The sequence below is a fragment of the Tumebacillus flagellatus genome, from assembly GCF_000714935.1.
In the GTDB taxonomy this organism is placed as follows: domain Bacteria; phylum Bacillota; class Bacilli; order Tumebacillales; family Tumebacillaceae; genus Tumebacillus; species Tumebacillus flagellatus.
In genome coordinates, this window is sequence record NZ_JMIR01000023.1 from 18,937 (window position 1) to 41,615 (window position 22,679).

The following is a 22,679-nucleotide window of genomic DNA, read 5'->3' on the forward strand; positions in this document are numbered from 1 at the left end:
GCATGTCTAAGTTGAACCACAAAGATCTGGGCTTGACCGATCAACAAGCGCTGGATATGTATACCTACATGCTGCTGGCGCGCAAGCTCGACGAGCGTTTCTGGCTGTTGAACCGCGCGGGCAAAATTCCGTTTGTCATCTCCTGTCAAGGTCAAGAGGCGGCGCAAGTTGGCGCTGCCTTTGCCCTTGACAAGAACTTGGATTACGTTGCCCCGTACTACCGCGATTTGGGCGTCGTGCTCGTGTTCGGCCAAACGCCGACCGAAGTCATGATGTCCGCGTTTGCGAAGCCGGGCGATCCGAACTCGCACGGACGTCAGATGCCGGGTCACTTCGGCGGCAAGAAAAACCGCATCCTGACCGGCTCTTCTCCGGTGACCACGCAATTCCCGCACGCGGTCGGCGTGGCTTTGGCTGCCAAGATGCGCCGTGAGAAAACGGTTACGTACACCTCGACGGGCGAAGGTTCGTCCAACCAAGGCGACTTCCATGAAGCGTGCAACTTTGCCGCCGTTCACAAACTCCCGGTGATTTTCTGCGTCGAGAACAACGGCTACGCGATTTCCGTGCCGCTCGACAAGCAGCTGGGCAACCACAACACCGCAGACCGCGCGTTGGGCTACGGCTTCCCTGGCTATTCGATCGACGGCAACGACGTGCTGGAAGTCTACAAGTATTTCAAAGAAGCGGCCGACCGCGCCCGCAACGGCGAAGGCCCGACTTTGATCGAAGCCCGCACGTACCGCTTGACCCCGCACTCCTCCGACGATGACGACAGAAGCTACCGCGCGCGCGAAGAAGTGGAAGCCGCGAAGAAAAAAGACCCGCTGATCACGTTCGCCGAGTACCTGCGCAACGCAGGCGTTCTGACGGCTGAAGTGGAGCAGGAGCTGACCGACCGTGTCATGCGCGAAGTCAACGAAGGCACCGACGCGGCGGAAAAAGCGCCGTTCTACGAACCGGAAGACGTGCTGACCCACGTCTACGAAGAACGTTAGGAGGTCTCGTCTCATGGCGATTAAATCTTACATTGAGGCAGTCACAGAAGCGCTGGCAGAAGAGATGGAGCGCGATTCGTCGATCTTCATCCTCGGCGAGGACGTCGGCGTTCGCGGCGGCGTTTTCCGGGCGACCGCCGGATTGATCGAAAAATTCGGCGAAGAGCGCGTGATGGACTCTCCGCTGTCCGAATCGGCGATCGTCGGCGTCACCATCGGCGCTGCGATGGTCGGCATGCGTCCGGTCGCAGAAATTCAGTTCGCCGACTTCATCTTCCCGGCGTACAACCAGATCGTGTCGGAAGCAGCCCGCATCCGCTACCGCACCAAAAGCGACTGGACCGTTCCGCTGACGATCCGCGCTCCGTACGGCGGCGGCGTTCACGGCGCGCTCTACCATTCCCAGTCGATCGAAGCGCTGTTCCACCATGTTCCGGGCATCAAGATCGTCATGCCGTCCACGCCGTATGACGTCAAAGGTTTGCTCAAAGCGTCGATTCGCGACAATGACCCGGTTCTGTTCTTGGAGCACAAACGCTGCTACCGCTTGATCAAAGGGGAAGTGCCGGAGGGCGACTACACCATCGAGATCGGCAAAGCGGACGTCAAGCGCGAAGGCGACGACGTCACCGTCATCACCTACGGCCTGATGGTGCACTACGCGCTGGAAGCGGCGGAAACGCTGGCGAAGGAAGGCATCTCCACGCACATCCTCGACTTGCGCTCGATCAAGCCGATCGACCGTGAAGCGATTCTTGAGGCGACCCGCAAGACCGGCAAAGTCTTGATCGTGCACGAAGACGGCAAATTCGGCGGCGTCGGCGGCGAAATCGCGGCGATCATCGCCGAAGAAGCGCTGTTCGACCTCGACGCGCCGATCCAACGTCTCGCAGGCCCGGACGTACCGGCGATGCCGTACTCCCCGCCGCAAGAGAAGTTCTACATGCTGAACCCGACCAAGATCGCGGACGCCATCCGCGACCTGGCGAAATTCTAAGCACGGACAGGAGGAACTTCGCACATGGCAACCCTCAAGATGCCCCAGCTCGGCGAGTCGGTCACGGAAGGCACGATCGCCAAGTGGCTGAAACAGCCGGGGGATAAAATCAACAAATACGATCCGCTCGCAGAAGTCATCACCGATAAAGTCAACGCCGAAGTACCGTCCGAATTCGTCGGCATCCTGACCGAAATCCTCGTGCCCGAAGGCGCGACGGTCGCGGTCGGCACGCCGATTGCCACGATCGCCGAAGAAGGAGAAGCGCCGGCTCCGGCAGCGGCTCCCGCTCCGGCTGCTCAAGCGGCACCGGTCGCTCCGGCCGCGGCTCCCGCTTCGGCAGCTGCAGGCGCTGTCACTCCGGCCGCTTCTGCGGCAGCGGCACCGTCTGCAGACCGTCCGCGCTATTCGCCGGCTGTCATGCGCTTGATCCAAGAGCACAACGTCGACCCGTCCCGCATCTCCGGCACGGGCACCGGCGGGCGCATCACCCGCAAAGACGTGCTCGCGTTTATCGAGCAAGGCGGCGCGGCGGCTCCGGCACCGTCCGCGCAGCTTACCAAAACGCAAGAAGACCTCGCGTCTGTTGCGGCTCCGACCCAACCGGCGACCGGCCTGACCGAACTCGGCGCGCAAGGCGTGCAAGCATCGGCAGCTCCGTCCGCTCCGGCGTACCAAGCGGCAGAGGGCGACACCGTCATCGAAGCGACCGGCGTGCGCAAGACGATTGCCCGCCGCATGGTCGAGTCGAAACACAACGCGCCGCACGCGTGGACGATGATGGAAGTCGACATGACGAACCTCGTGCGTTTCCGCGACCGCAACAAGGAAGGCTTCAAGAAGAAGGAAGGCGTCAACTTGACGTTCCTCCCGTTCATGATCAAAGCGGTGGTCGATGCGATCAAACAATATCCGATCATCAACTCGACATGGCAGGACGACAAGATTATTATTAAAAAAGACATCAACATCTCGATTGCCGTCGCCACCGACGACGCGCTGTTCGTTCCGGTGATCAAAAACGCCGACCGCCTCTCGATCCTCGGTCTGTCGCATGCGATCAACGATTTGGCGAAGCGCGCGCGTGCAGGCAAGCTGACCCCGAGCGACATGTCGGGCGGCACCTTCACCGTCAACAACACCGGCGCGTTCGGCTCCGTGCAATCGATGCCGATCATCAACGCACCGCAAGCGGCGATCCTCTCGATGGAATCGATCATCAAGCGTCCGACCGTCATGCCGGACGATTCGTTTGCGATCCGCTCGATGATGAACATGTGCATGTCGCTCGACCACCGCGTTCTCGACGGCTGGGTCTGCGGCCAATTCCTGCAGGCTGTCAAGAAAAACCTCGAAAGCGCAACCGAGCCGACTTTGTACTAATCTTGCAAAAAGAGGTGTGCCAGCGTGGAAGAACTTGACGTTCTCGAAGAAAAACCGCTTCGCCGCCCGGACTGGCTGAAAATCCAGTTGAAGACCGGGCCGAACTTTACTGAACTCAAAGAGCTGATGCGGGGTCAAACGCTCCACACCGTTTGTGAAGAAGCTCGTTGCCCGAACATCTACGAGTGCTGGGAAAACCGCACGGCGACGTTCATGATCTTGGGCGACATCTGCACCCGCGCCTGCGGTTTCTGCGCCGTCAAAACCGGCCTGCCGACCGAACTCGACTTGGCGGAACCGGAGCGCGTGGCGGAATCGGTCGACACGATGGGCCTGCGCCATGCCGTCGTCACCGCCGTCGCCCGCGACGATCTCAAAGACCACGGCGCTTCCGTGTTCGCCGAGACCGTCCGCGCCATCCGCCGCCGCCGTCCGCTGTGCACCGTGGAAGTGCTGCCGTCCGACATGGGCGGCAACCTCGAAGCGCTGCACACGCTCTTGGACGCGGAACCGGACATCTTCAACCACAACATCGAAACGGTGCGCCGCTTGACGCCGAAAGTTCGCGCCAAAGCGACCTACGACCGCACCTTGGAAGTGCTGCGCCGCTCCAAGGAATACAAACCGCAGATCCCGACCAAGTCGAGTTTGATGCTCGGCCACGGCGAGACGCGGGAAGAGATCATCCAAGTGATGGACGATCTGCGGGCGGTCGATTGCGACATCATGACGATGGGCCAATACCTCCAACCGACCAAGAAACATCTGCCGGTGCGCAAGTTCTGGACGCCGGAAGAGTTTGCCGAGTTGAAGGAAGAGGCGTTGAAGCGCGGGTTCAAGCACGTGGAATCCGGTCCGCTCGTCCGCAGTTCGTATCACGCGCACGAGCAAGCGCAATCGGCGGAACAGCAGATTCAACAAGAACAGATCCAACAAGCGAAGTAAGCCAAAAATCACAGCGGAGCCCTCGGGTCGACGCTGTGATTTTTTTCAGGAGGCACAGCCGTATGAAACCGCAATGTGACATCTACGACCTCGGCCGGGTGGAGTACGGCCAAGGATTCGACTTGCAAAAAAAAGCCGTTCGCCGCATGTTGAAGGGCGAACTTCCGAACACCGCCCTGTTGCTGGAACACCCGCCGGTCTACACGATCGGACGAGCGGGCGGAGCGCAGAACGTGTTGATCGGGGAAGAAGAGCGCAAGCGATTGGGCATCGCGCTGTTTGATGTCGACCGCGGCGGCGACGTGACCTATCACGGGCCGGGTCAACTGGTCGGCTATCCGATTTTGCACTTGCGCGATTGGAAAAACGACGTGCGCGAGTACCTGCGTCTGCTGGAGGAAGTGATCATCCGGCTGCTCGCGGGCTACGGCATCGAAGCGGGGCGCAAGGAAGGGATGACCGGCGCGTGGGTCGGCAACGAGAAGATTTGCGCCATCGGCGTCAAAGCGAACCGCGATACGGCGAACCAAAGCTACATCACGTCGCACGGCTTCGCGCTGAACGTCGACCCGGACCTCTCGCACTTCGGCCACATCATCCCGTGCGGCATCACCGAGTACGGCGTGACATCGCTTCGCAAAGTACTCGGCCGAACGGTGGAGATGGATGAGGTCAAGAAACGCTGGGTCGCCGCGTTTGCCGAAGTGTTCGGCATCGAGACCAAGCAGGGCGAAGCGACGGCGGACGAGTTGGCCGAACGCTGGGGAGAAGACGTCGAAGTTTGATCGACCCGGCGTGCAGGCTTCCACCGTTTCCGCACGTTCTCCAAGGGCCCGTTTGACGGGTCCTTTTTTCTCCGGTAGTACAGATGGTGAAGCCATGAAGTTTTTTTGTATGAGTATTCATTCAGTATTGGCGTTGCAACCGCTTTCCTATGGTATAATAAGGCGGTATGGCCATGTCCTCATCTTCCACTTCCTCTAGGAGGGTTTTTCATGTCTGATTTCAAGACCCAGTATGACGCTTGGCAAGCCAAAGCGGAGAAAGCAACGTCTCGTTTCCCGGAGCGCAAGGAGGAGTTCACCACTTCTTCGGACAATCCGGTGAAGCGCCTGTATACACCTCAAGACGTGCAAGGCGACTACATGGAGAAGCAGGGCTTTCCGGGCGAGTTTCCGTTTACGCGCGGCGTGCAGTCGACGATGTACCGTTCCCGCTTCTGGACGATGCGCCAATATTCGGGCTTCGGCTCCGCCGAAGAAACCAACCAACGCTTCAAATACCTGCTGGAAAACGGCCAAACCGGTCTTTCCACCGCATTCGACCTGCCGACGCAAATCGGCTACGATTCCGATGATATGATGGCCAAGGGCGAGGTCGGCAAGGTCGGCGTCGCCATTTCGTCGCTCGCCGACATGGAGCGTTTGCTCGACGGCATCGCCCTCGACAAAGTCTCCACCTCGATGACGATCAACGCGCCGGCTTCCGTCCTGCTCGCGATGTACATCGCCGTCGCCGAGAAGCAAGGGATTTCCGCCGACAAAATCTCCGGCACCATCCAAAACGACATCTTGAAGGAATACGTCGCACGCGGCACGTACATCTACCCGCCGGCCGCTTCCATGCGACTGATTACCGACATTTTTGAATACTGCTCCGAGCATGTGCCGAACTGGAACACGATCTCGATTTCCGGCTACCACATCCGCGAAGCAGGCTCGACGGCGGTGCAAGAAGTGGCGTTTACGCTCTCCAACGCGATCGCCTACGTCGATGCCGCGGTGAAAAAGGGCCTTGACGTCGACAAGTTCGCGCCGCGCCTCTCGTTCTTCTTCAACGCGCACAACAATTTCTTGGAAGAGATCGCAAAATTCCGTGCCGCTCGCCGCATGTGGGCGCACATCATGAAGGAACGCTTCGGAGCGAAAGACGCGAAGTCCCTGCAACTGCGCTTCCACACGCAAACCGGCGGTTCCACGCTGACCGCGCAGCAGCCGGATAACAACATCGTTCGCGTCACCCTGCAAGCATTGGCGGCGGTGATGGGAGGCACGCAGTCTCTGCACACCAACTCCAAGGACGAAGCGCTCGCGCTCCCGACTGAAGAGTCGGCTCGCATCGCGCTGCGCACCCAGCAGATCATCGCGTACGAATCGGGCGTCGCCGACACTGTCGACCCGCTGGCGGGTTCTTACTATGTGGAAGCGCTGACCGACCAGATCGAGCGCGACGCGTTGGCGTACATCGCGAAGATCGACGAGATGGGCGGGGCTGTCAAAGCGATCGAGCAGGGCTACATGCAGCGCGAGATCCAAAACGCCGCGTACCAAACCCAGATGGGCATCGAAGACGGTTCGGAAGTCGTCGTCGGCGTCAACAAGTTCCGCATCGAGAACGAGCCGAAGCCGGAATTGATGAAGATCAACCCGGAACTGGAGCGCACGCAATCGGCGCGCCTCGGCGAACTGCGTCAATCCCGCGACAACGATGCGGTCACTGCCGCACTGGACGCGCTGCGTCAAGCGGCATCCGGCACCGACAACCTCATGCCGCACATCGTGCACGCCGTGAAAGTCTACGCCACGCTTGGCGAGATCTGCAACGTCATGCGCGACGTGTTCGGCGAATACCAACCGGCTCAATGGTAATGGAGAAGGAGGAGCACCCCAATGTCTGAAGCAAAAATCCGCGTTCTCGTCGCGAAACCGGGTCTTGACGGCCACGACCGCGGCGCACTCGTCGTAGCAAAAGCTCTGCGCGATGCCGGCATGGAAGTCATCTACACCGGCCTGCGCCAAACTCCGCAACAGATCGTTGCCACCGCGATCCAAGAAGACGTGGACGCTGTCGGTTTGTCTTCGCTCTCCGGCGCGCACATGCACTTGTTCCCGGAAGTCGTGCGCCTCTTGAACGAGCAAGGCGCCGGCGACATCCTCGTCGTCGGCGGCGGCGTCATCCCGGACGAAGACATCCCGCAACTCAAGGAAGCCGGCATCGCCGAAGTGTTCACGCCGGGTTCGTCGCTGACCGTGATGGCCGATTTCATCCGGGAAAGCGTCCAGAGCAAGAGGGGGTAACGAGCATGGCAGTCAACGCGTACAAAATCGACCATGTCGCCATCGCCGTCAACTCGATTGAAGAGACGTTGCCGGTCTACACCGGCGGCATCGGCCTCAAGTTTCTGCACGAGGAAGTCGTCGAAGATCAGATGGCGCGCTTGGCGTTCATCGAAGTCGGGGAGAGCTTGATCGAACTGCTGGAGCCGACCTGCCCGGAATCGCCGATCCGCAAGTTTTTGGACAAAAAAGGCCCGGGCATCCACCACATCGCCTACGCGGTGCCGGACGTGGTCGAAGCTTTGGCATCTGCGAAAGAAGCGGGCTACCGCTTGATTGACGAAGTGCCGCGCAAGGGCGGCCATGGGAAACTGATCGCGTTTTTGCACCCCAAGGATACCCACGGCGTCCTGACCGAGTTCTGCCAGCGCATTCCAGACTAGAGCTCAGAGTATAGAGTGGAGGGGAATCCTTTTGGAAAAGAAGATCATGGAACTGCATGACCGTCGCCGGAAAGTCGAATTGGGCGGCGGAGACAAGCGAATCGCGGCTCAGCACGCCAAGGGCAAGTACACCGCCCGCGAACGCATCGAAATGCTTCTCGACGAAGGCACGTTCCGCGAGCTGAACCCGTTTATCGAACACCGCGCCACGCACTTTGGCATGGACAAAGCGGAAGCGCCGGGCGAAGGCGTCGTCACCGGCTGGGGCAAGATCAACGGCCGCATCGTCTACGTGTTCGCTCAGGACTTCACGGTCTTCGGCGGCGCGCTTGGTGAAATGCACGCGCTGAAAATCACCAAGTGCATGGACCTCGCTGCCAAAAACGGAGCGCCGGTCATCGGTTTGAACGACTCCGGCGGCGCGCGCATCCAAGAGGGTGTCGCGTCTCTGGACGGCTACGGCCAAATCTTCTACCGCAACGCGATCTACTCCGGCGTCATCCCGCAGATCTCCGTGATCATGGGCCCGTGCGCGGGCGGCGCGGTGTACTCGCCGGCGATCACCGACTTTATCTTCATGGTGGAAGGCAACTCGCAGATGTTCATCACCGGACCGAAAGTCATCGAGACGGTTACCGGCGAGAAGATCACGGCGGAAAACCTCGGCGGCGCGCGCGTGCAAGAAGCGATCTCCGGCGTGACGCACTTCACCAACAAAACCGAAGAAGACGTGCTCAACGACGTTCGCCGTCTGCTCTCCTTCCTCCCGCAAAACAACATGGAAGAGCCGCCGCGCGTGTTCAACAAGCCGGACGACGGCTGGGATGAGCAGTTGATCGAAATCGTGCCGGTCGAACCGACCAAAGCGTACGACATTCGCGATGTGATCCAGCGCGTCGTCGACGGCGGCGATTTCATGGAAGTGCAGAAGAACTTCGCGAAAAACGCGGTGGTCGGTTTTGCCCGCATCGACGGTCATCCGATCGGCATCATCGCCAACCAGCCGAAGTTCATGGCGGGCGGCCTCGACATCGATTCTTCCGACAAAATCGCCCGCTTCATCCGCTTCTGCGACTGCTTCAACGTGCCGCTCATCACGTTTGAGGACGTCACCGGCTTCATTCCGGGCGTCATGCAGGAACACCGCGGCATCATCCGTCACGGCGCCAAGATGCTTTACGCGTACTCCGAAGCGACCGTGCCGAAGATGACGATCATCTTGCGCAAAGCGTTCGGCGGCGCGTTTGTCGCGATGAACGCCAAGTCGATCGGCGCCGACCTCGTCTATTCCTGGCCGACCGGCGAAGTTGCGGTCATGGGCGCAGAGGGCGCGGCAAACATCGTGTTTGCCAAGGAGATTTCCGAATCAGTGGACCCGAACGCCACCCGCGCGGCGAAGATCGCCGAGTACAAAGAGAAGTTCTCGAACCCGTACGTCGCAGCCGCGCTCGGCATGATCGACGACGTCATCGACCCGCGCGAGACCCGTCAGAAAATCAAAGAGGGCTTGGAGATTCTGCGCACCAAGCGCGAAACCCGCCCGCCGAAAAAACACGGCAACATCCCGCTGTAGGGGGGCACACCCATGTCCGGCGACAAATTTGACGTGACGTTCATTCGAGGGCCGCGCGACGTGACGCCATGGAAGCAGGCGGCGCGCCGTTTGAATCTCCTCACGAACTCTCCGCAGAACGACGAAGACGCGTTGCGCGCTCGCACCGCCTTCCGCGAAAAACGCGACGGGTTCCGTCCTGAACAGTACCCGAACGCCATCTACCAAGAGAAAGGACGAAACCGCAAATGTACCAAGTAAACCGTGAGCGTCTGATCCAAACTTTCCTCGAGTTGGTGCAAATCAACTCTCTTTCCCGCGATGAACGCAACATGGCGGACCGCCTGACCCGCGAACTCCAAAGCTTGGGGGTCGAAGTGGTCGAGGACACCGCCGGGGAAAAAGTCGGCGGCAACGCCGGCAACCTGATCTGCACGTTGAAAGGCGACGAGTCCAAGCCGACGATCCTCTTCACCTGCCACATGGACACCGTGGCACCGGGCCTGAACATCAAGCCGCAACTGCTTGAAGACCGCATCACGTCGGACGGCACCACGATTCTCGGCGCGGACGACAAAGCAGGCGTTTCCGGCATCCTGGAAATGGTGCGCACGCTCAAGGAGCAAAACCTGGAGCACGGCACCATCGTGCTGTTCTTGACGATGGGCGAAGAGTCCGGCTTGCTCGGCTCCCGTCACGCCGACTGGGAGAAGCTCCCGAAAGTCGACATGGGCTTTGCGTTTGATTCCAACGGTCCGATCGGCAAAGTGGTCACCCAATCTCCGGCGCAATCCCGCATCGAAGTCACCATGCACGGCAAACTGGCGCACGCGGGCGTGAATCCGGAAGCGGGCATCAACGCGATCAACGTCGCGGCGGCGGCGATCTCGCGCATGAAGCTCGGCCGCATCAACGAGCGCACCACCGCGAACATCGGCAACTTCCACGGCGGCGACGCCACCAACGTCGTGTGCGACAAAGTCACCATCGCGGCGGAAGCGCGATCGTTGGTGCTCGACGAACTCGACGCGCAAGTGAAGCACATGGTGGACACGTTCAACGAAGCGGCGGCGGAGTTCAACACCACCTGCGACATCAACGTGCAGCGCATGTACTCCAACCTCAACCACGACGTGGATGCGCCGGTCGTGCAAACGGCGTTCAAAGCGGTTCGCTCGCTTGGCTTTGAGCCGACAACGATGGCGTCCGGCGGCGGCTCCGATGCGAACATCTTGAACGGCCAAGGCATTCCGACCGTCAACATCGCCATCGGCTACGAAAAAATCCACACCGTCGAAGAGTTCATTCGCTTGAACGACCTCGAAAACGGCGCCCGCTTGCTCGTCGCGATGACGCAAGCGGTATTGTAAGGAAATTCAGGGAAATAAAACCACCCACTTTACAAAATGGGTGGTTTTTTTATTTGGGGTAAAAGGTAAGAGGGCTGTCCGTGTCAAATAAGTATGATTACAAACTGAGAAGAGAAGGAATGGGGTTGAAGGGAATCCACCATGAAACTGCGCACGAACACTCTCGGAATGTTGTTGATGATGGCACTGATACCAATGGTCGCGATGGGCGGCGTCAGCAATTACATCTCCATGAAGGGCTACCAAGACCTTCAGGACAGCGCCGTGCAATCGGCCGAGAAGAAAATCACAGAGACGATCGAATCACAAAAACGCACGGCGACGATGATCGCAGGTCTTGCCGCGCATGACGCCTCGTTGGAAAAAGCAATCGAGGAACAAAACCACACCGCTCTCTCCGTCGAACTGGACAATGTGTTCGCTTCCCTGAAAACGCAAGGCGTCACGTTGATGGAAGCGGGCGACGCGATGGGCGTGGTGCAGTACCGGGCACAGGACCCCGGCAAGTACGGGGACAGCCAATATACGAACGCGTCGATCTCGATGGCGCTTTCCTTGCACAACCCGGTCGGCGCGATTGACAGCGGGGCGTCCGGAATGGCGGTTCGCGGGGTGGCGCCGGTCGCGAACGCGGAAGGTGCCGTCAAGGGCACCGTCACCGCCGGGTTCAACATGGACCAACAGTTCAGCGAAAGCATGAAAAACATCGTCGGCGGCGAGATCACCGTCTACTCCGGGGACGCGCATGAGATGGTCAACTCCACACTCGGCGAAAAAGAAGCGCCGCTGACCGATCCGGCTGTGGTCGGTGTCGTCTACGATCAGCAAAAAGTCTACCGCACGACCGAAACGATGCACGGCGCATCGTATGATTTCGTCTACGTGCCGCTCTCCGATTACGACCGCAACAAAACGCTCGGCGTCGTCCGCATCGGCATCTCGCGGGAGAACATCTTGGCGTCCGAGCGTCATCTCGCGTACTATTCCATCGGGTTGGCGGTGCTCGTCATCTTGCTGGCGCTGTTTGTCGGCACCAAAAACTCCAACCGCATCGTCCGTCCGATGGTCTCGGTCATGAACGGGTTGCAGGACGCGGCAAACGGCCGCCTGCGGGAGATCAAGCCGCTTTCTTCGGCGGGTGAATTGAAGCAGTTGCAAGACTACTACAACGTGATGATCCGCAACATGCGCGGGCTGCTGCAAACGGCGGCGGGCACGGCGGCACAAGTGGCGGAGCTGTCGGAGCATCTCTATCGGGGCGCGCATGAAGCGACGCTTGCCGCCGGGCAGATGTCGTCTGCGATCGAAGAGGTCGCGCGCGGTACCGAGTCGCAAAACGACGCGCTCCAGCGCGGCAACGACCGCTTGACGGTCGTCGTGCGCTCGCTGCAGGAAATCGCCGACCGGGCGCACGTCTTGCGCGAGACCGCCGACGAAGTGGACGCTGCCTCGACCCGAGGCCGCTCGACGATGCACCGCACGCGCCAAGAGATGGAATCGATCAAATCGCACGTGGAACTGACGGCGGCGACGATGAATGCGCTGGGCGAACAGTCGCAGCAGATCGGACACATCTCCGACCTGATCTCGGGCATCGCATCGCAAACCAACCTGCTGGCGCTCAACGCCGCGATCGAAGCGGCGCGCGCGGGCGAACACGGGCGCGGGTTTGCGGTGGTGGCCGATCAAGTTCGCAAACTCGCCGAGCAGTCCGGCAACGCCGCAGACGAAATCGCGCAGTTGATCTTGCAGATTCGCGGGCAAGTCGAAGCGAGCATCGCCGGGATGCAAGAAGGTCTGGCGGCGGTGCAATCCGGCAGCTTCGCGGTGGAAGAAGCGGAGCACGCGTTCTTGCTCGTCGACGAGCGCTTGGACGGCGTGACGAACGGCATCGCGGAAGTGCACGCGCTGACCGAAGAGGCGTCCGCGCAATCGGACGGCGTCGAGCATGAATTCCATGAGATCGCGTCTGTCGCCGAGGAATCCGCCGCTTCCTCCGAGGAAGTGGCGTCTGCGGTCGAAGAGCAAAGCGTCACCATCGCCACGCTCTCCGATTCGATGGAGACGTTGAAGCGGCTGGCGGAAGATTTGAAAACGGCAGTTGATCAATTTCAATTCGAATAATGTAGTGCTTGATCATGAAGTGTATGGAGACCAGTTGAAACTTTGTTTTGACTGGTCTTTTTTTGTTAATAATCAGTCTACTCGAAAGGATTCCGACAAATTTCGTCAAATAAGAGTAACAGACACACATGCAGGCAAAGGGGATGCATCCATGAAATTACGAACCCAGACAGTTGGCCTGTTGCTTGGCATGGCCTTGGTGCCGATGATGGCGATGGGGATCGTCAGCAACGCCGTTTCGATGCAGGCGTTGTCAGACTTGCAGAACACATCGGTCCAAGCGGCGGAGAAGACAGTGGTCCAAGCCGTCGAGTCCCGCGAGCAAAACGCGATGGCCTTGGCTTTGCAAGCGTCTCGCGATCCGCAGTTGCTGACAGCGTTGCAAACGGGAGATCACCAAAAACTGACAGCGCTGCTCGACCAGTCTTATCAAGACCTTCAAGCGCAAGGCTTGACGGTGCTGGAAATCGGCAACGGCGTGGGCAATGTGCAATACCGGGCGCATGACCCGCAGAAGTTTGGCGACAGCAAGTACGACAACGCCACCGTTTCGCTCGCGCTGACGTCCGGCAAGACCGCCGCGGCTGTCGAAGAGGACAACGGAAGCCTTTCCGTGCGCGGCGTGGCGCCGCTGAAGGTCGGCGACGTCGTCAAAGGCACGATCACATACGGCTATGCGACAGATGAGAAATTTGTGCAGGGCCTCAAGGGCATCGTCAATGGCGAAGTCACCGTCTACAGCGTGGAAACCAAGAAGTCGCTCGTCTCCACGATTGAAGGCGAGCAGGACACGATGGAGGATGCCGCACTGCTCTCCACCGTTATCGACGGGCAGAAAATGTACAAGACCCAAGGCGATGTGAACGGCACGCCGTATGATTTTGTTTACGTACCGCTCACCGATTATGACAAAAACCATACGCTCGCCGTCATGCGCGTCTCCATGTCGCGCGAGGCGATCGTCAGCGCCCAGCAGAAGATCATCACGTACAGCGTCGCGCTGGCGGTGTTGACGGTGTTGCTGGCGATCTTCGTCGCCGTGCGCAGCTCCAACCGCATCGTCCGCCCGATGACGGCGGTGATGGAGGGACTCTCGGAAGCGGCGGGCGGCGTGCTGCGACGAGTCAAGCCTGTCAAAGCTTCCGGCGAACTTCAACAGTTGCTGGCTCACTACGACTCCATGATTCGCAACATCCGCGACTTGATGCTGATCGCCGGACAGAGCGCGGCACAGGCGTCCGAGCTCTCCGAACAGATTCACAGCGGCACGCAAGAAGCGACCGCCGCCGCCGAGCAGGTCAACCGCTCCGTGGACGAGGTGGCTTCCGGCAGCGAGCGGCAGAACGACTCGCTGCAGCGTGCCAACGAGGAGCTGGGCAACATCGTGCACGACTTGGCGAGCATCGCGGCTTCCACCGAGGAACTGAGCCATCTGGCGAACGAAGTGGATGAGGCGTCCAACACCGGGCGGCAGACGATGCAGCGCACCCGCCACGAGATGAACGAGATTCACCGCCACGTGCAGCACACGGCCGAGACGATGAGCGTGTTGGGCCAGCAGTCGGAGCGCATCGGCTCCATCGTCGACGTGATCGGGGCGATCGCCGGACAGACGAACCTCCTGGCACTCAACGCCGCCATTGAAGCGGCGCGCGCCGGAGAGCAGGGGCGCGGGTTCTCCGTCGTCGCCGACGAAGTCCGCAAACTCGCCGAACAGTCGGAGAGCGCGGCCCGCGAGATCGCCGAATTGGTGCGCAACATCCGCGTTCAAGTGCAAGCGAGCATCGACGGCATGCAACAGGGCGTCGAGGCGGTGGTGAGCGGCGAGCGGGCGATGCGGGAAGCGGAGCAAGCGTTCGGCCTCGTGGGCACCCGTTTGCAGAGCGTCACAGACGGCGTCTCCAACGTCTACGGATTGACCAAGACCGCGTCGGAGCACTCCAAGAGCGTCGAGCAGGAGTTCCACGCCATCGCGTTCGTCGCCGAGTCGACCGTCGCTTCCACCGAAGAGGTCGCCGCCGCCATCGAAGAGCAGAGCGCGATGCTGAACGCGCTGGCGCATTCGATGGAGGAATTGCGTCGACTCTCGGAAACGCTCAACAGCGCCGTCGGGCGTTTTGAATGTCATGAATAAGAGGTCCTTATAAGGTAAGCGGCACTCTCGAGAGACGAGAGTGCCGCTTTTCCTATTATTCAAAAAAGACTTTATTTCGTCGAGCGAAAGGAATATAGTGTAGTTATCGACAATTTCGTGAAGATTTTGTAAAACGTTGAGAAGGAGTGAACCAACTTGGAATCATCGTCATCATGGAAACGCACCGTTTGGATTCTCTGGTTCGGCTCGTTGCTCACAAACGCAAGTTACACCATGGTCGTGCCGTTCCTTCCGCTCTACCTCGTCCAAGAGCTCGGGGTCGCCAAAGCAGACGCCAACTGGTGGGCGGGCATCATCTTCTCCGTCTCGTTTCTCGTCGGGGCGATTATGGCGCCGGTCTGGGGGGCCCTTGCCGATAAAAACGGCAAGAAAAAAGCGATCCTGCGCGCCGGCTTCTCGCTCTTCATCGTGTATTCGCTCGGCGCATTCGTCCACAGCCCGTGGGAGTTGCTCGCCGTGCGCGTGATGCACGGGCTGGTGGCGGGGTTTGTGCCCGCCTCGATGGCAATCGTCGCCTCGACGACGCCGGAGGAGGAGATGGGCTGGAGCTTGGGCCTGATGCAGACCGCAGGGGCAACCGGCAGCATCCTCGGCCCGCTGATGGGCGGCGTGCTCGCCGAAGTGTTCGGCATGCGGCTCTCGTTTATCGCCTCCGGGGTCAGCGTGTTGATCGCCACGCTGTTCGTCATGAAATTCGTGCAAGAGAGCAAACCTGCGCCCTCCAAGCAGCGCACGCGCGTCCTCGACGACGTCAAGGTCGCGTGGAACAACCGACCGATGCTGCGGACGCTCGGGATCCTGATCGTCTTCCAGACGGCGCTGGCGATCTTGCAGCCGGTGCTCACGCTCTACGTCGCCGACTTGCAAGGCAGCATGGACGGCTCCGTGCTCTCGTCGGGCTTGATCTTCTCGCTCTCCGGCATCGCGATGATCATCGCCGCGCCGTACTGGGGGCGCTGGGGACAGAAAAAGGGCTTCCGCAGCACCTTGCTGATCGCCCTGACCGGATCGGGCGTGCTGACTCTCGCGCAAGTCCTGCCCGACAACTTGATCACGTTCTCCGTCACCCGCTTTGCCATCGGCTTGTTCATGGCGGGGATCTTGCCCGCTTGCAACGCCATCGTCGTAGAGAACACGGAACTGGATTTCCGAGGCCGGGCGTTTGGTTTGACGAACAGCGCCAACCAGATCGGCTCGATGATCGGGCCGTTGATCGGAGGCTTCCTAAGCGGCATCGTCTCGATCCCGTTCACGTTCGCCATCACCGGCGTGCTGCTCTTGATCAACGCCGGCAACGTGATGCTCTGGCCGCGCGATCCAGCCAAACCGGTGCCGCAAGCGAAACCCGCCAAAAGCGTCTAAACCCAACACATACACCATAAAAGGGAGCCCTTCCGAGGAGGAAGGACTCCCTTTCCTGATCAAGGAAGCGAGTTCAAGCAAGCAACTCAGGGTTGCAGATCCATCTGATCCAGCACAGGATGAGAGATCACCGCACCGTTCAATTCATAGACGAGAACCGTGTCGGCCGCCGGCACGGTCTCTTCGACATAGTGCTGGTTGGGGCAGGCTCGGTAACGGCTGCCAAAACCGGTATCCGAGGGTATGGTGATCAATTTGTCATTGCAATACGGGCAGCGTCCGGTTAACGGTTTCCAAAATCGGTTCCATGCATTCATCTCTTATCACCATATTCCCTATCATTATACTTGGATTATACGGCGGCAAATCCTCCCGCGCAAGTGCAACTTTTTATGGTATCATCAAAATACAGATATTGATCGTTGGTCAGGCAACAGAGGGAGGAGACACCGGTGACTGCTGCGGATGTTGCAGTATACGTACTCATAGGGCTACTTGGTTCCTTTTGTTCCGGACTTTTGGGCGTAGGCGGGGCGATTGTCACGTACCCGCTTCTTTACTTTGTGCCCCCGCTGTTCGGGGCGTATGCGATGTCGCCCAATGAAATCTCTTCGGTGACGATGTTCCAAGTGTTTGCGTCCAGCGGCATCGGGATGCTGATGTACCGCAAGTCGCCGTGGCTCAACCGTCGTGTCGTGCTCTGCATCGGCGGGGGGATGACGGGCGGAAGTTTGATCGGCAGCCTGCTCTCCGGATTCATGCCGGGCATGGTGATTCATACGCTTTACGGGTGCATGGCGCTGCTCGCCGTCTTCTTGATGTTAAAAAAACGTCGCGGGGAGCTGGAGTCGCAGGAACCGCCCCAACAATTGGTGTTCAACCGCGGGCTTGCCGTCGGGATTTCCGCCGCCGTCGGATTGCTTTCCGGCATCGTCGGGGCGGGCGGCTCGTTCCTGTTGATCCCGATCATGCTCGGCATCTTGAAATTGCCGACGCGCACCGCCATCGCGTCTTCGCTGATCGTGGTGTTTCTGTCCTCGATCGGCGGAGTGATCGGCAAAGCGGCGGGAGGGCACGTGCACGTCGGGTTGACGGCGTTGTTGGTCATCGTCAGCATCGCAGGCTCCACGATCGGCGCGAGGCTGGGACAGCGCGTGAACGTCGGCGTCCTTCGACTGGTGCTGGTGGGGATCATCTTGATCTCTGCGCTGAACATCTGGGGCGGGTTGATCTACGACTGGATCGAAGCCTGACAGCAGAAAAGTCCACGCGGGCAGGAGCCCGGTGGACTTTTTTTATAAGGGGAGAGCAGCGGCGGTTTACAGCACGATGCCGCGGTGGTTGAGCGTCTCCAGAATGAGCGAATGCGTGCCGAGCAACTCCTTGAACGCCACTTCAAACGACTGAGACGTCGCGAGCGACTCGCAAAGCTCTTGGGTGGCGGTTTCGAGATCGAGCAGACGGTTGTGACGGCGGTAACAGGAAATCGCTTCCCGCAGCGCTTGGATGCCTTCGACATGTTCGTCGTTGGCGAAGTGCAGCGTCGCAAACAGGCGGTACAGGTCGCCGGTGTCCGGATGGTCGGCCGGGAGCATCGATTGCGCGCGCTTGGCCACTTGCATCGCGAGCGGGTGGTTGAACGATTCCAGCGCCATCTTGCCAAGTGCGATCAGAGTGGAAGCTTCTGCCGCTTCATCTCCTTCGCGCTCGTACTCGTCCGCCACTTCCTCCAGCACGGCCATCGCTTCGCCGAGCCGGCCGCCTTCGCCTTGGAGGACGGCATGCTGGCGGCGTACTTCGAGCAGGGTGTGCTGGAAGCGCATCGTCTTGTACAGCGTGATCGCTTGCTCCAAGTGGTGAATCGCTTTGCTGTGCTGTTCGAGGCGGCGGTAGGAATCGCCCAAGCGGCGGTGCAGTTGCGCCATCTCGTGGATGTGGCCGGAATCGCAGAAGCGTTTGACGAGGTCTTCGTAGATTTCCACCGCGTCTTGAATTTTGCCGGAATCGAAGTTGGCGGACGCCACACGGGTCAGCAATTCCACTTCGAGTGCCGGGTCGGGCGTTTCCGTGCGGTGCAACTCATCCAACCCGTGCAGCCAGTTGTGCAGGGCGACAGGCAAATTGCGTTTTTCGTATGCGATTTGGCCGAGCATGACCAACGCGTGAACCGCCGATTCGATGCTGCCTTCCGTTTGCGCCGTTTCCAGCGCCTGTTGGAAGTTCAGCTCCGCCGCCTGGAGCTGGCCTTCGTGATATTGGCAGGTGCCAAGCGCCAAGAGCAGGTCGATCTGCGGGATGCTGCCTTCGGTCGCGCGGTCGGCCACACTTTCCAAGAGCGGCAGCGCGGCGCGGTACTCCTTGGAAGCGATCATCGTCTGCGCCATTTTGAAGGTGGAGACAAATTCAAGGTCCAAGTCCACGTTGACCAACAGCTTGTCCAACGTGACTTCCAATTTCTTCGCAATCTCAAAAAGAATTTTATAGCTGGGTCTTGCGCGGTCCGATTCGATTTGCGAAATCATGCTCGGCGTGCAGAGCTCCTTGGCGAGGTCGATTTGAGTCATATTCTTTTTCAGGCGCATCTCTCGAATGCGGGTTCCCAAGCTTAACATCTGTGATTTCCCCTTTTTTCAAGCAAATCGCTATCTGTGTAATCATTCTAATACTAAATATGATAATATTCACTTTGCATAAAGGGAAGACTTTGACGAAAGGTGGAGAAACAGTCAGCGTTTTTCGAAAGTTTTTGGTTTTATGGGAAAAATTTCGAGGAGGCAGGAGTCCTGTCTGTTGATGTTATTCTATGATATGATTCTAAAGAACAGAGTTTTCTAAACTGAGGTGATCAGCATGACGCTGGCGATTGACGAACGGAATCGCCTCATCGGCGAGAACCTTCGCAAATACCGTTTGTTAAAAGGATTAACTCAAGATGAATTAGCTGAAGGTCTGTGCAGTGTGAGCCAACTCAGTAAAGTGGAAAATGGCAAAACGTACCTGAAGCGTACCATATTAAAAGAGATGGCAAATCGGCTCGGCGTGACCGTCGAGAGAATCGAATCGGAAGACGCGTTGCTGGAGGAATTAAGCGAAACGCTGCAATTGGCAAAGGACTCCCGCACCGCCGGCAACCTCACGAAAGCGCTGGAGTTTGTCGAGCAAGTGGTGGAGCGGGCGCGCGCGTTTGAGTATCCGGAGTTGTTGCTCCAAGGCATCCAACTGCAATGTTCGTTGCTCAACACAATCAACGAGCGGGAGAAAGTCATCCAGATCGTCCACGATGTGCTGTCTGATGATTTGCCGCTGACGGCGGAAGATCGGCTGTTTTTTCATCTGGAAGTCGGCCTTGCGTATGAGCACTCCGGCCATCTGTCGGCCGCCTACGATTCGTACTGCCGCGCCGACCAAGAGATCGACCTCGTACAGGGCAACTATGAAACCCGATACCGCGTCTACTACTCGCTGTCCCGCAGCCACCTCGCGATGAACAACAACCGTACGGCGCTGCGCTACGCCGAGAAAGCAGAAATGGTAGCGACCGAGATCAAACGACATCTGTGGCGCCTTCGAGCCTCCGGTTTGCGCGCAACCGTGTTGCATCGTTTGGAGGTGTACGAGTTGGCGGAGCAACTGTTTTTGGAGACGCTTCAGGAAGCGCAAGACAATCAGTTTTTGCTCGACGTGTTGATTTTGAACAACAATTTGGGCTGCATGTATTTGGACATCGGCAAGAACGGGCAAGCGTTCTCCTATCTCAATCGTGCGCTGAAAGTCTCGGAAATTCTGAACCATCAGCAGTTCATGTGCGATTCGTTGTTGCATCTGGCGGAATTGTATTTCAGAAACGGGGAGTCGAAACAGGCAATCCAGCAGATCCAACGCGTTTTGGAGCTCTCCAGCCAGATTCCGAAACAAACGTACCAAGAACGAGCCAAGGCGCATCGCATCCTTGGGTGGGTTAAAAAGTCGGAAGGTGACTTTGAAGGTTACATTACACAGATGGAAAACGCTCTAAACATCTGCGACGAGAATTTCGTCGTGTTTGAAGCGTATGAAATGGCCAAAGAAACAGCGGAAGAATTGTACCAAAAACAAGATTCCAGGGCTGTTGAATTCTATCGAAAAGCTGTACAATACAATGAGAAAGCACTAGAATACGGCAAGAGGAGGTGACTTCTAAGTGAAAAAATTCATGGCTGCCCTCGTTCTTGCAGCGATCGCCTTCCTCGTGGTCAGTTCCGCAGTTGCAGAAAAACAAGCGACGATCGTACCTCCGTTGCCGGATAGCATCACGAAAAAACTGTAAGCGTCCCTTTATTCAGAAATCATCCAAGCCCCCGGCAATCGGGGGCTTTTTTTATTTTTTTTCTAAATAATGTAGGAGTTTGGCGAAACTTACAGGAATTAGAAACGTATACACCGTATAGAGAAAGGGGGAGTGAGATGCAGTGGATCTATTGGATCTGCGGAATCGGTCTGGCGATCGCGGCGCTGGTCGCCTGCTTCATTTATCTGCCGTCCATGCAGCGCGCCGAAGTGTCGACCGGCTTTTCGATGCAAGACCTCGTCGGCAAGATCGGCGAAGTCACCGTGGCGATCCCGGCCAAGGGCGGGTACGGCGAAGTGCTGATCAAAGTCGGCGGGAGTTTTACCAACCAGATTGCCGGCAGTTTTTCCGGCGAACCGATTCCGGAAGGCGAACGCGTCGTGATCATCAAAGCCGAGCCCCACACCCTCTATGTCTCGCTGTTTGATGTAGTCGAAACGAGAAAGGGGTAATGCCAACATGCCACCCATCTTTGTCATCCTGTCCGCCGTCCTGCTGGGCCTCTTGCTGATCGTCGCCTTGGCGTTTTGGGCGCGCTACCGCACCGTCGGTCCGGAGTCGGCGATGATCGTCACCGGCAGTTTTCTCGGCAGCAAGAACGTCAACGTCGACGAATCGGGTCGCAAGATCAAGATCGTGCGCGGCGGAGGCGCGTTTATCGTGCCGATTTTTCAAAAGTCGGAGTTGCTCTCGTTGCTCTCTCATAAACTCCACGTCTCGACCCAGGAAGTGTACACCGAGCAGGGCGTGCCGATCATGGCGGACGGCGTTGCGATCATCAAAGTCGGCGGCACGGTGGAGGACGTCGCCACGGCGGCGGAGCAGTTCATGGGCAAGGAAAAAAGCGCCGTCGACGCGGAAGCCCAAGAAGTGCTCGAAGGCCATCTGCGCGCGATCCTCGGCGCGATGACCGTCGAGGAAGTCTACCGCAACCGCGAGAAATTCGCTCAAGAAGTCCAGGCGGTCGCCGCCAAAGACCTGAAGAAAATGGGCCTGCAGATCGTCTCCTTCACCATCCGCGACGTCCGGGACAAAAACGGCTACTTGGAAGCGCTCGGCAAACCGCGCATCGCCGCCGTCAAGCGCGACGCCGACATCGCCGAAGCGGAAGCGCTGCGCGACGCCCGGATTCAAAAAGCCAAAGCCTACGAAGAAGCCCAGCGCGCCGAACTGCACCGCGACACCAACGTCGCCGAAGCGGAGAAGGACAAAGAGCTCAAAGTCGCCTCCTTCAAACGCGAACAGGACATGGCGCGCGCCGAAGCCGACCAAGCCTACGCCGTGCAAGAAGCGCGCGCCAAGCAGCAAGTCGTCGAAGAGCAGATGAAAATCGAACTCGTGCGCAAGGACCGCACGATCGAGTTGGAAGAAAAAGAAATCGTGCGCCGCGAGAAGCAATACGACGCGGAAGTCAAGAAAAAAGCGGACGCCGACCGCTACGCCGTCGAACAGGCGGCCGAAGCGGACAAAGCCCGCCGCATGCGGGAAGCGGACGCCGAGCAGTACAAAATCGAAGCGGAAGCCAAAGCACACGCCGAGCAGAAACGCCTCGAAGGTTTGGCGATCGCCGACGCGGAACGGGCGAAGGGTACTGCGGAAGCGGAAGTCATCCGCCTGCGCGGTCTCGCCGAAGCGGAAGCCAAGGAAAAGCTCGCCGAAGCGTTCCAGAAGTTCGGCGAAGCGGCGGTCTTGGACATCATCGTCAAGATGCTGCCGGAGCTGGCAGGCAAAATCGCCGAGCCGATTGCGCAGATCGACAAGTTGACCGTCGTTGACACCGGCAACGGAGCGGGCGCGACCCGCGTCTCCAACTATGTCACCGAACTGATGGCGACCGCGCCCGAGATGCTCAAGAGCGTCTCCGGCCTCGACGTCGAATCGCTGATCAAAGGGCTGACGCAGCGCAGCGCACCGCTGGCGGCTCCGTCGATCCCGACAACTCCGTCGACCTCCGCTGAATAAAAAAA

21 protein-coding genes are annotated in these 22,679 nt (G+C 58.9%); 19 read left to right on the forward strand and 2 right to left on the reverse strand.

The window, feature by feature from the left end:
• Nucleotides 1–2 precede the first annotated feature (2 nt).
• The 14 genes from EL26_RS14865 (at nucleotide 3) to EL26_RS14930 (ending at nucleotide 16,385) form a co-directional block, all read left to right on the forward strand.
• The gene (locus tag EL26_RS14865; RefSeq protein WP_038090523.1) at nucleotides 3–998 is read left to right on the forward strand and encodes a thiamine pyrophosphate-dependent dehydrogenase E1 component subunit alpha; all 996 of its coding nucleotides are present in this window, start codon (nucleotides 3–5) and stop codon (nucleotides 996–998) included.
• Between the two features lie 13 nt (nucleotides 999–1,011).
• The gene (locus tag EL26_RS14870; RefSeq protein WP_038090525.1) at nucleotides 1,012–1,995 is read left to right on the forward strand and encodes an alpha-ketoacid dehydrogenase subunit beta; all 984 of its coding nucleotides are present in this window, start codon (nucleotides 1,012–1,014) and stop codon (nucleotides 1,993–1,995) included.
• 24 nt (nucleotides 1,996–2,019) lie between these two features.
• Entirely contained in the window at nucleotides 2,020–3,378 is a 1,359-nt protein-coding gene (locus EL26_RS14875; protein ID WP_038090528.1) for a dihydrolipoamide acetyltransferase family protein, read from the forward strand.
• A 24-nt stretch (nucleotides 3,379–3,402) separates the two neighbouring features.
• Complete coding sequence (lipA, locus tag EL26_RS14880; RefSeq protein ID WP_038090532.1) at nucleotides 3,403–4,323, forward strand: lipoyl synthase; 921 nt, start codon at nucleotides 3,403–3,405, stop codon at nucleotides 4,321–4,323.
• Nucleotides 4,324–4,385: 62 nt separating this feature from the next.
• Nucleotides 4,386–5,108, forward strand: a complete 723-nt coding sequence (gene lipB / locus EL26_RS14885; RefSeq protein WP_038090535.1) for a lipoyl(octanoyl) transferase LipB — start codon at nucleotides 4,386–4,388, stop codon at nucleotides 5,106–5,108.
• A 210-nt stretch (nucleotides 5,109–5,318) separates the two neighbouring features.
• Nucleotides 5,319–6,971 carry an acyl-CoA mutase large subunit family protein gene (locus tag EL26_RS14890; RefSeq protein WP_038090538.1) on the forward strand — a complete coding sequence of 551 codons (1,653 nt, stop codon included), beginning with the start codon at nucleotides 5,319–5,321 and terminating at the stop codon, nucleotides 6,969–6,971.
• Nucleotides 6,972–6,992: 21 nt separating this feature from the next.
• Entirely contained in the window at nucleotides 6,993–7,400 is a 408-nt protein-coding gene (locus EL26_RS26245) for a cobalamin B12-binding domain-containing protein (RefSeq protein WP_038090540.1), read from the forward strand.
• A 5-nt stretch (nucleotides 7,401–7,405) separates the two neighbouring features.
• A complete protein-coding gene (gene mce, locus EL26_RS26250; RefSeq protein ID WP_038090542.1) occupies nucleotides 7,406–7,822 on the forward strand; it encodes a methylmalonyl-CoA epimerase in 417 nt (138 codons plus the stop codon).
• Nucleotides 7,823–7,868: 46 nt separating this feature from the next.
• Complete coding sequence (locus tag EL26_RS14905) at nucleotides 7,869–9,395, forward strand: acyl-CoA carboxylase subunit beta (RefSeq protein ID WP_052036438.1); 1,527 nt, start codon at nucleotides 7,869–7,871, stop codon at nucleotides 9,393–9,395.
• A gap of 12 nt (nucleotides 9,396–9,407) precedes the next feature.
• Nucleotides 9,408–9,635: a hypothetical protein gene (locus EL26_RS14910; protein ID WP_038090548.1), complete on the forward strand. Its 228-nt coding sequence runs from the start codon at nucleotides 9,408–9,410 to the stop codon at nucleotides 9,633–9,635.
• Complete coding sequence (locus tag EL26_RS14915; protein WP_038090552.1) at nucleotides 9,623–10,744, forward strand: M20/M25/M40 family metallo-hydrolase; 1,122 nt, start codon at nucleotides 9,623–9,625, stop codon at nucleotides 10,742–10,744. Before EL26_RS14910 ends, EL26_RS14915 begins: the two co-directional genes overlap by 13 nt.
• A gap of 141 nt (nucleotides 10,745–10,885) precedes the next feature.
• Nucleotides 10,886–12,868 (forward strand): methyl-accepting chemotaxis protein, encoded by a 1,983-nt coding sequence (locus EL26_RS14920; protein WP_038090555.1) that lies wholly within the window; start codon nucleotides 10,886–10,888, stop codon nucleotides 12,866–12,868.
• A gap of 151 nt (nucleotides 12,869–13,019) precedes the next feature.
• Entirely contained in the window at nucleotides 13,020–15,002 is a 1,983-nt protein-coding gene (locus EL26_RS14925; RefSeq protein ID WP_038090556.1) for a methyl-accepting chemotaxis protein, read from the forward strand.
• 156 nt (nucleotides 15,003–15,158) lie between these two features.
• Nucleotides 15,159–16,385: an MFS transporter gene (locus EL26_RS14930; RefSeq protein ID WP_038090558.1), complete on the forward strand. Its 1,227-nt coding sequence runs from the start codon at nucleotides 15,159–15,161 to the stop codon at nucleotides 16,383–16,385.
• Nucleotides 16,386–16,471: 86 nt separating this feature from the next.
• Here the strand turns inward: EL26_RS14930 and EL26_RS14935 are convergent, their stop codons facing one another.
• Nucleotides 16,472–16,702 carry a hypothetical protein gene (locus EL26_RS14935; RefSeq protein WP_038090560.1) on the reverse strand — a complete coding sequence of 77 codons (231 nt, stop codon included), beginning with the start codon at nucleotides 16,700–16,702 and terminating at the stop codon, nucleotides 16,472–16,474.
• Nucleotides 16,703–16,837: 135 nt separating this feature from the next.
• Between EL26_RS14935 and EL26_RS14940 the strand changes: the two genes are divergently transcribed.
• Nucleotides 16,838–17,638: a sulfite exporter TauE/SafE family protein gene (locus tag EL26_RS14940; RefSeq protein WP_038090562.1), complete on the forward strand. Its 801-nt coding sequence runs from the start codon at nucleotides 16,838–16,840 to the stop codon at nucleotides 17,636–17,638.
• A gap of 66 nt (nucleotides 17,639–17,704) precedes the next feature.
• Here the strand turns inward: EL26_RS14940 and EL26_RS23900 are convergent, their stop codons facing one another.
• Entirely contained in the window at nucleotides 17,705–18,997 is a 1,293-nt protein-coding gene (locus tag EL26_RS23900) for a helix-turn-helix domain-containing protein (RefSeq protein WP_052036430.1), read from the reverse strand.
• A gap of 238 nt (nucleotides 18,998–19,235) precedes the next feature.
• On the opposite strand from EL26_RS23900, the gene EL26_RS14950 reads away from it, so the two are divergent.
• The 4 genes from EL26_RS14950 to EL26_RS14960 all read left to right on the forward strand — a co-directional run bounded on the left by EL26_RS14950 (nucleotide 19,236) and on the right by EL26_RS14960 (nucleotide 22,674).
• On the forward strand, nucleotides 19,236–20,558 hold the full coding sequence (locus EL26_RS14950) for a helix-turn-helix domain-containing protein (protein ID WP_038090568.1): 1,323 nt from the start codon (nucleotides 19,236–19,238) through the stop codon (nucleotides 20,556–20,558).
• 7 nt (nucleotides 20,559–20,565) lie between these two features.
• The gene (locus tag EL26_RS26485) at nucleotides 20,566–20,691 is read left to right on the forward strand and encodes a hypothetical protein (protein ID WP_274518887.1); all 126 of its coding nucleotides are present in this window, start codon (nucleotides 20,566–20,568) and stop codon (nucleotides 20,689–20,691) included.
• Nucleotides 20,692–20,828: 137 nt separating this feature from the next.
• Nucleotides 20,829–21,164: an NfeD family protein gene (locus tag EL26_RS14955; RefSeq protein WP_052036431.1), complete on the forward strand. Its 336-nt coding sequence runs from the start codon at nucleotides 20,829–20,831 to the stop codon at nucleotides 21,162–21,164.
• 7 nt (nucleotides 21,165–21,171) lie between these two features.
• Entirely contained in the window at nucleotides 21,172–22,674 is a 1,503-nt protein-coding gene (locus tag EL26_RS14960; RefSeq protein WP_038090571.1) for a flotillin family protein, read from the forward strand.
• The last annotated feature ends 5 nt before the right edge of the window (nucleotides 22,675–22,679 follow it).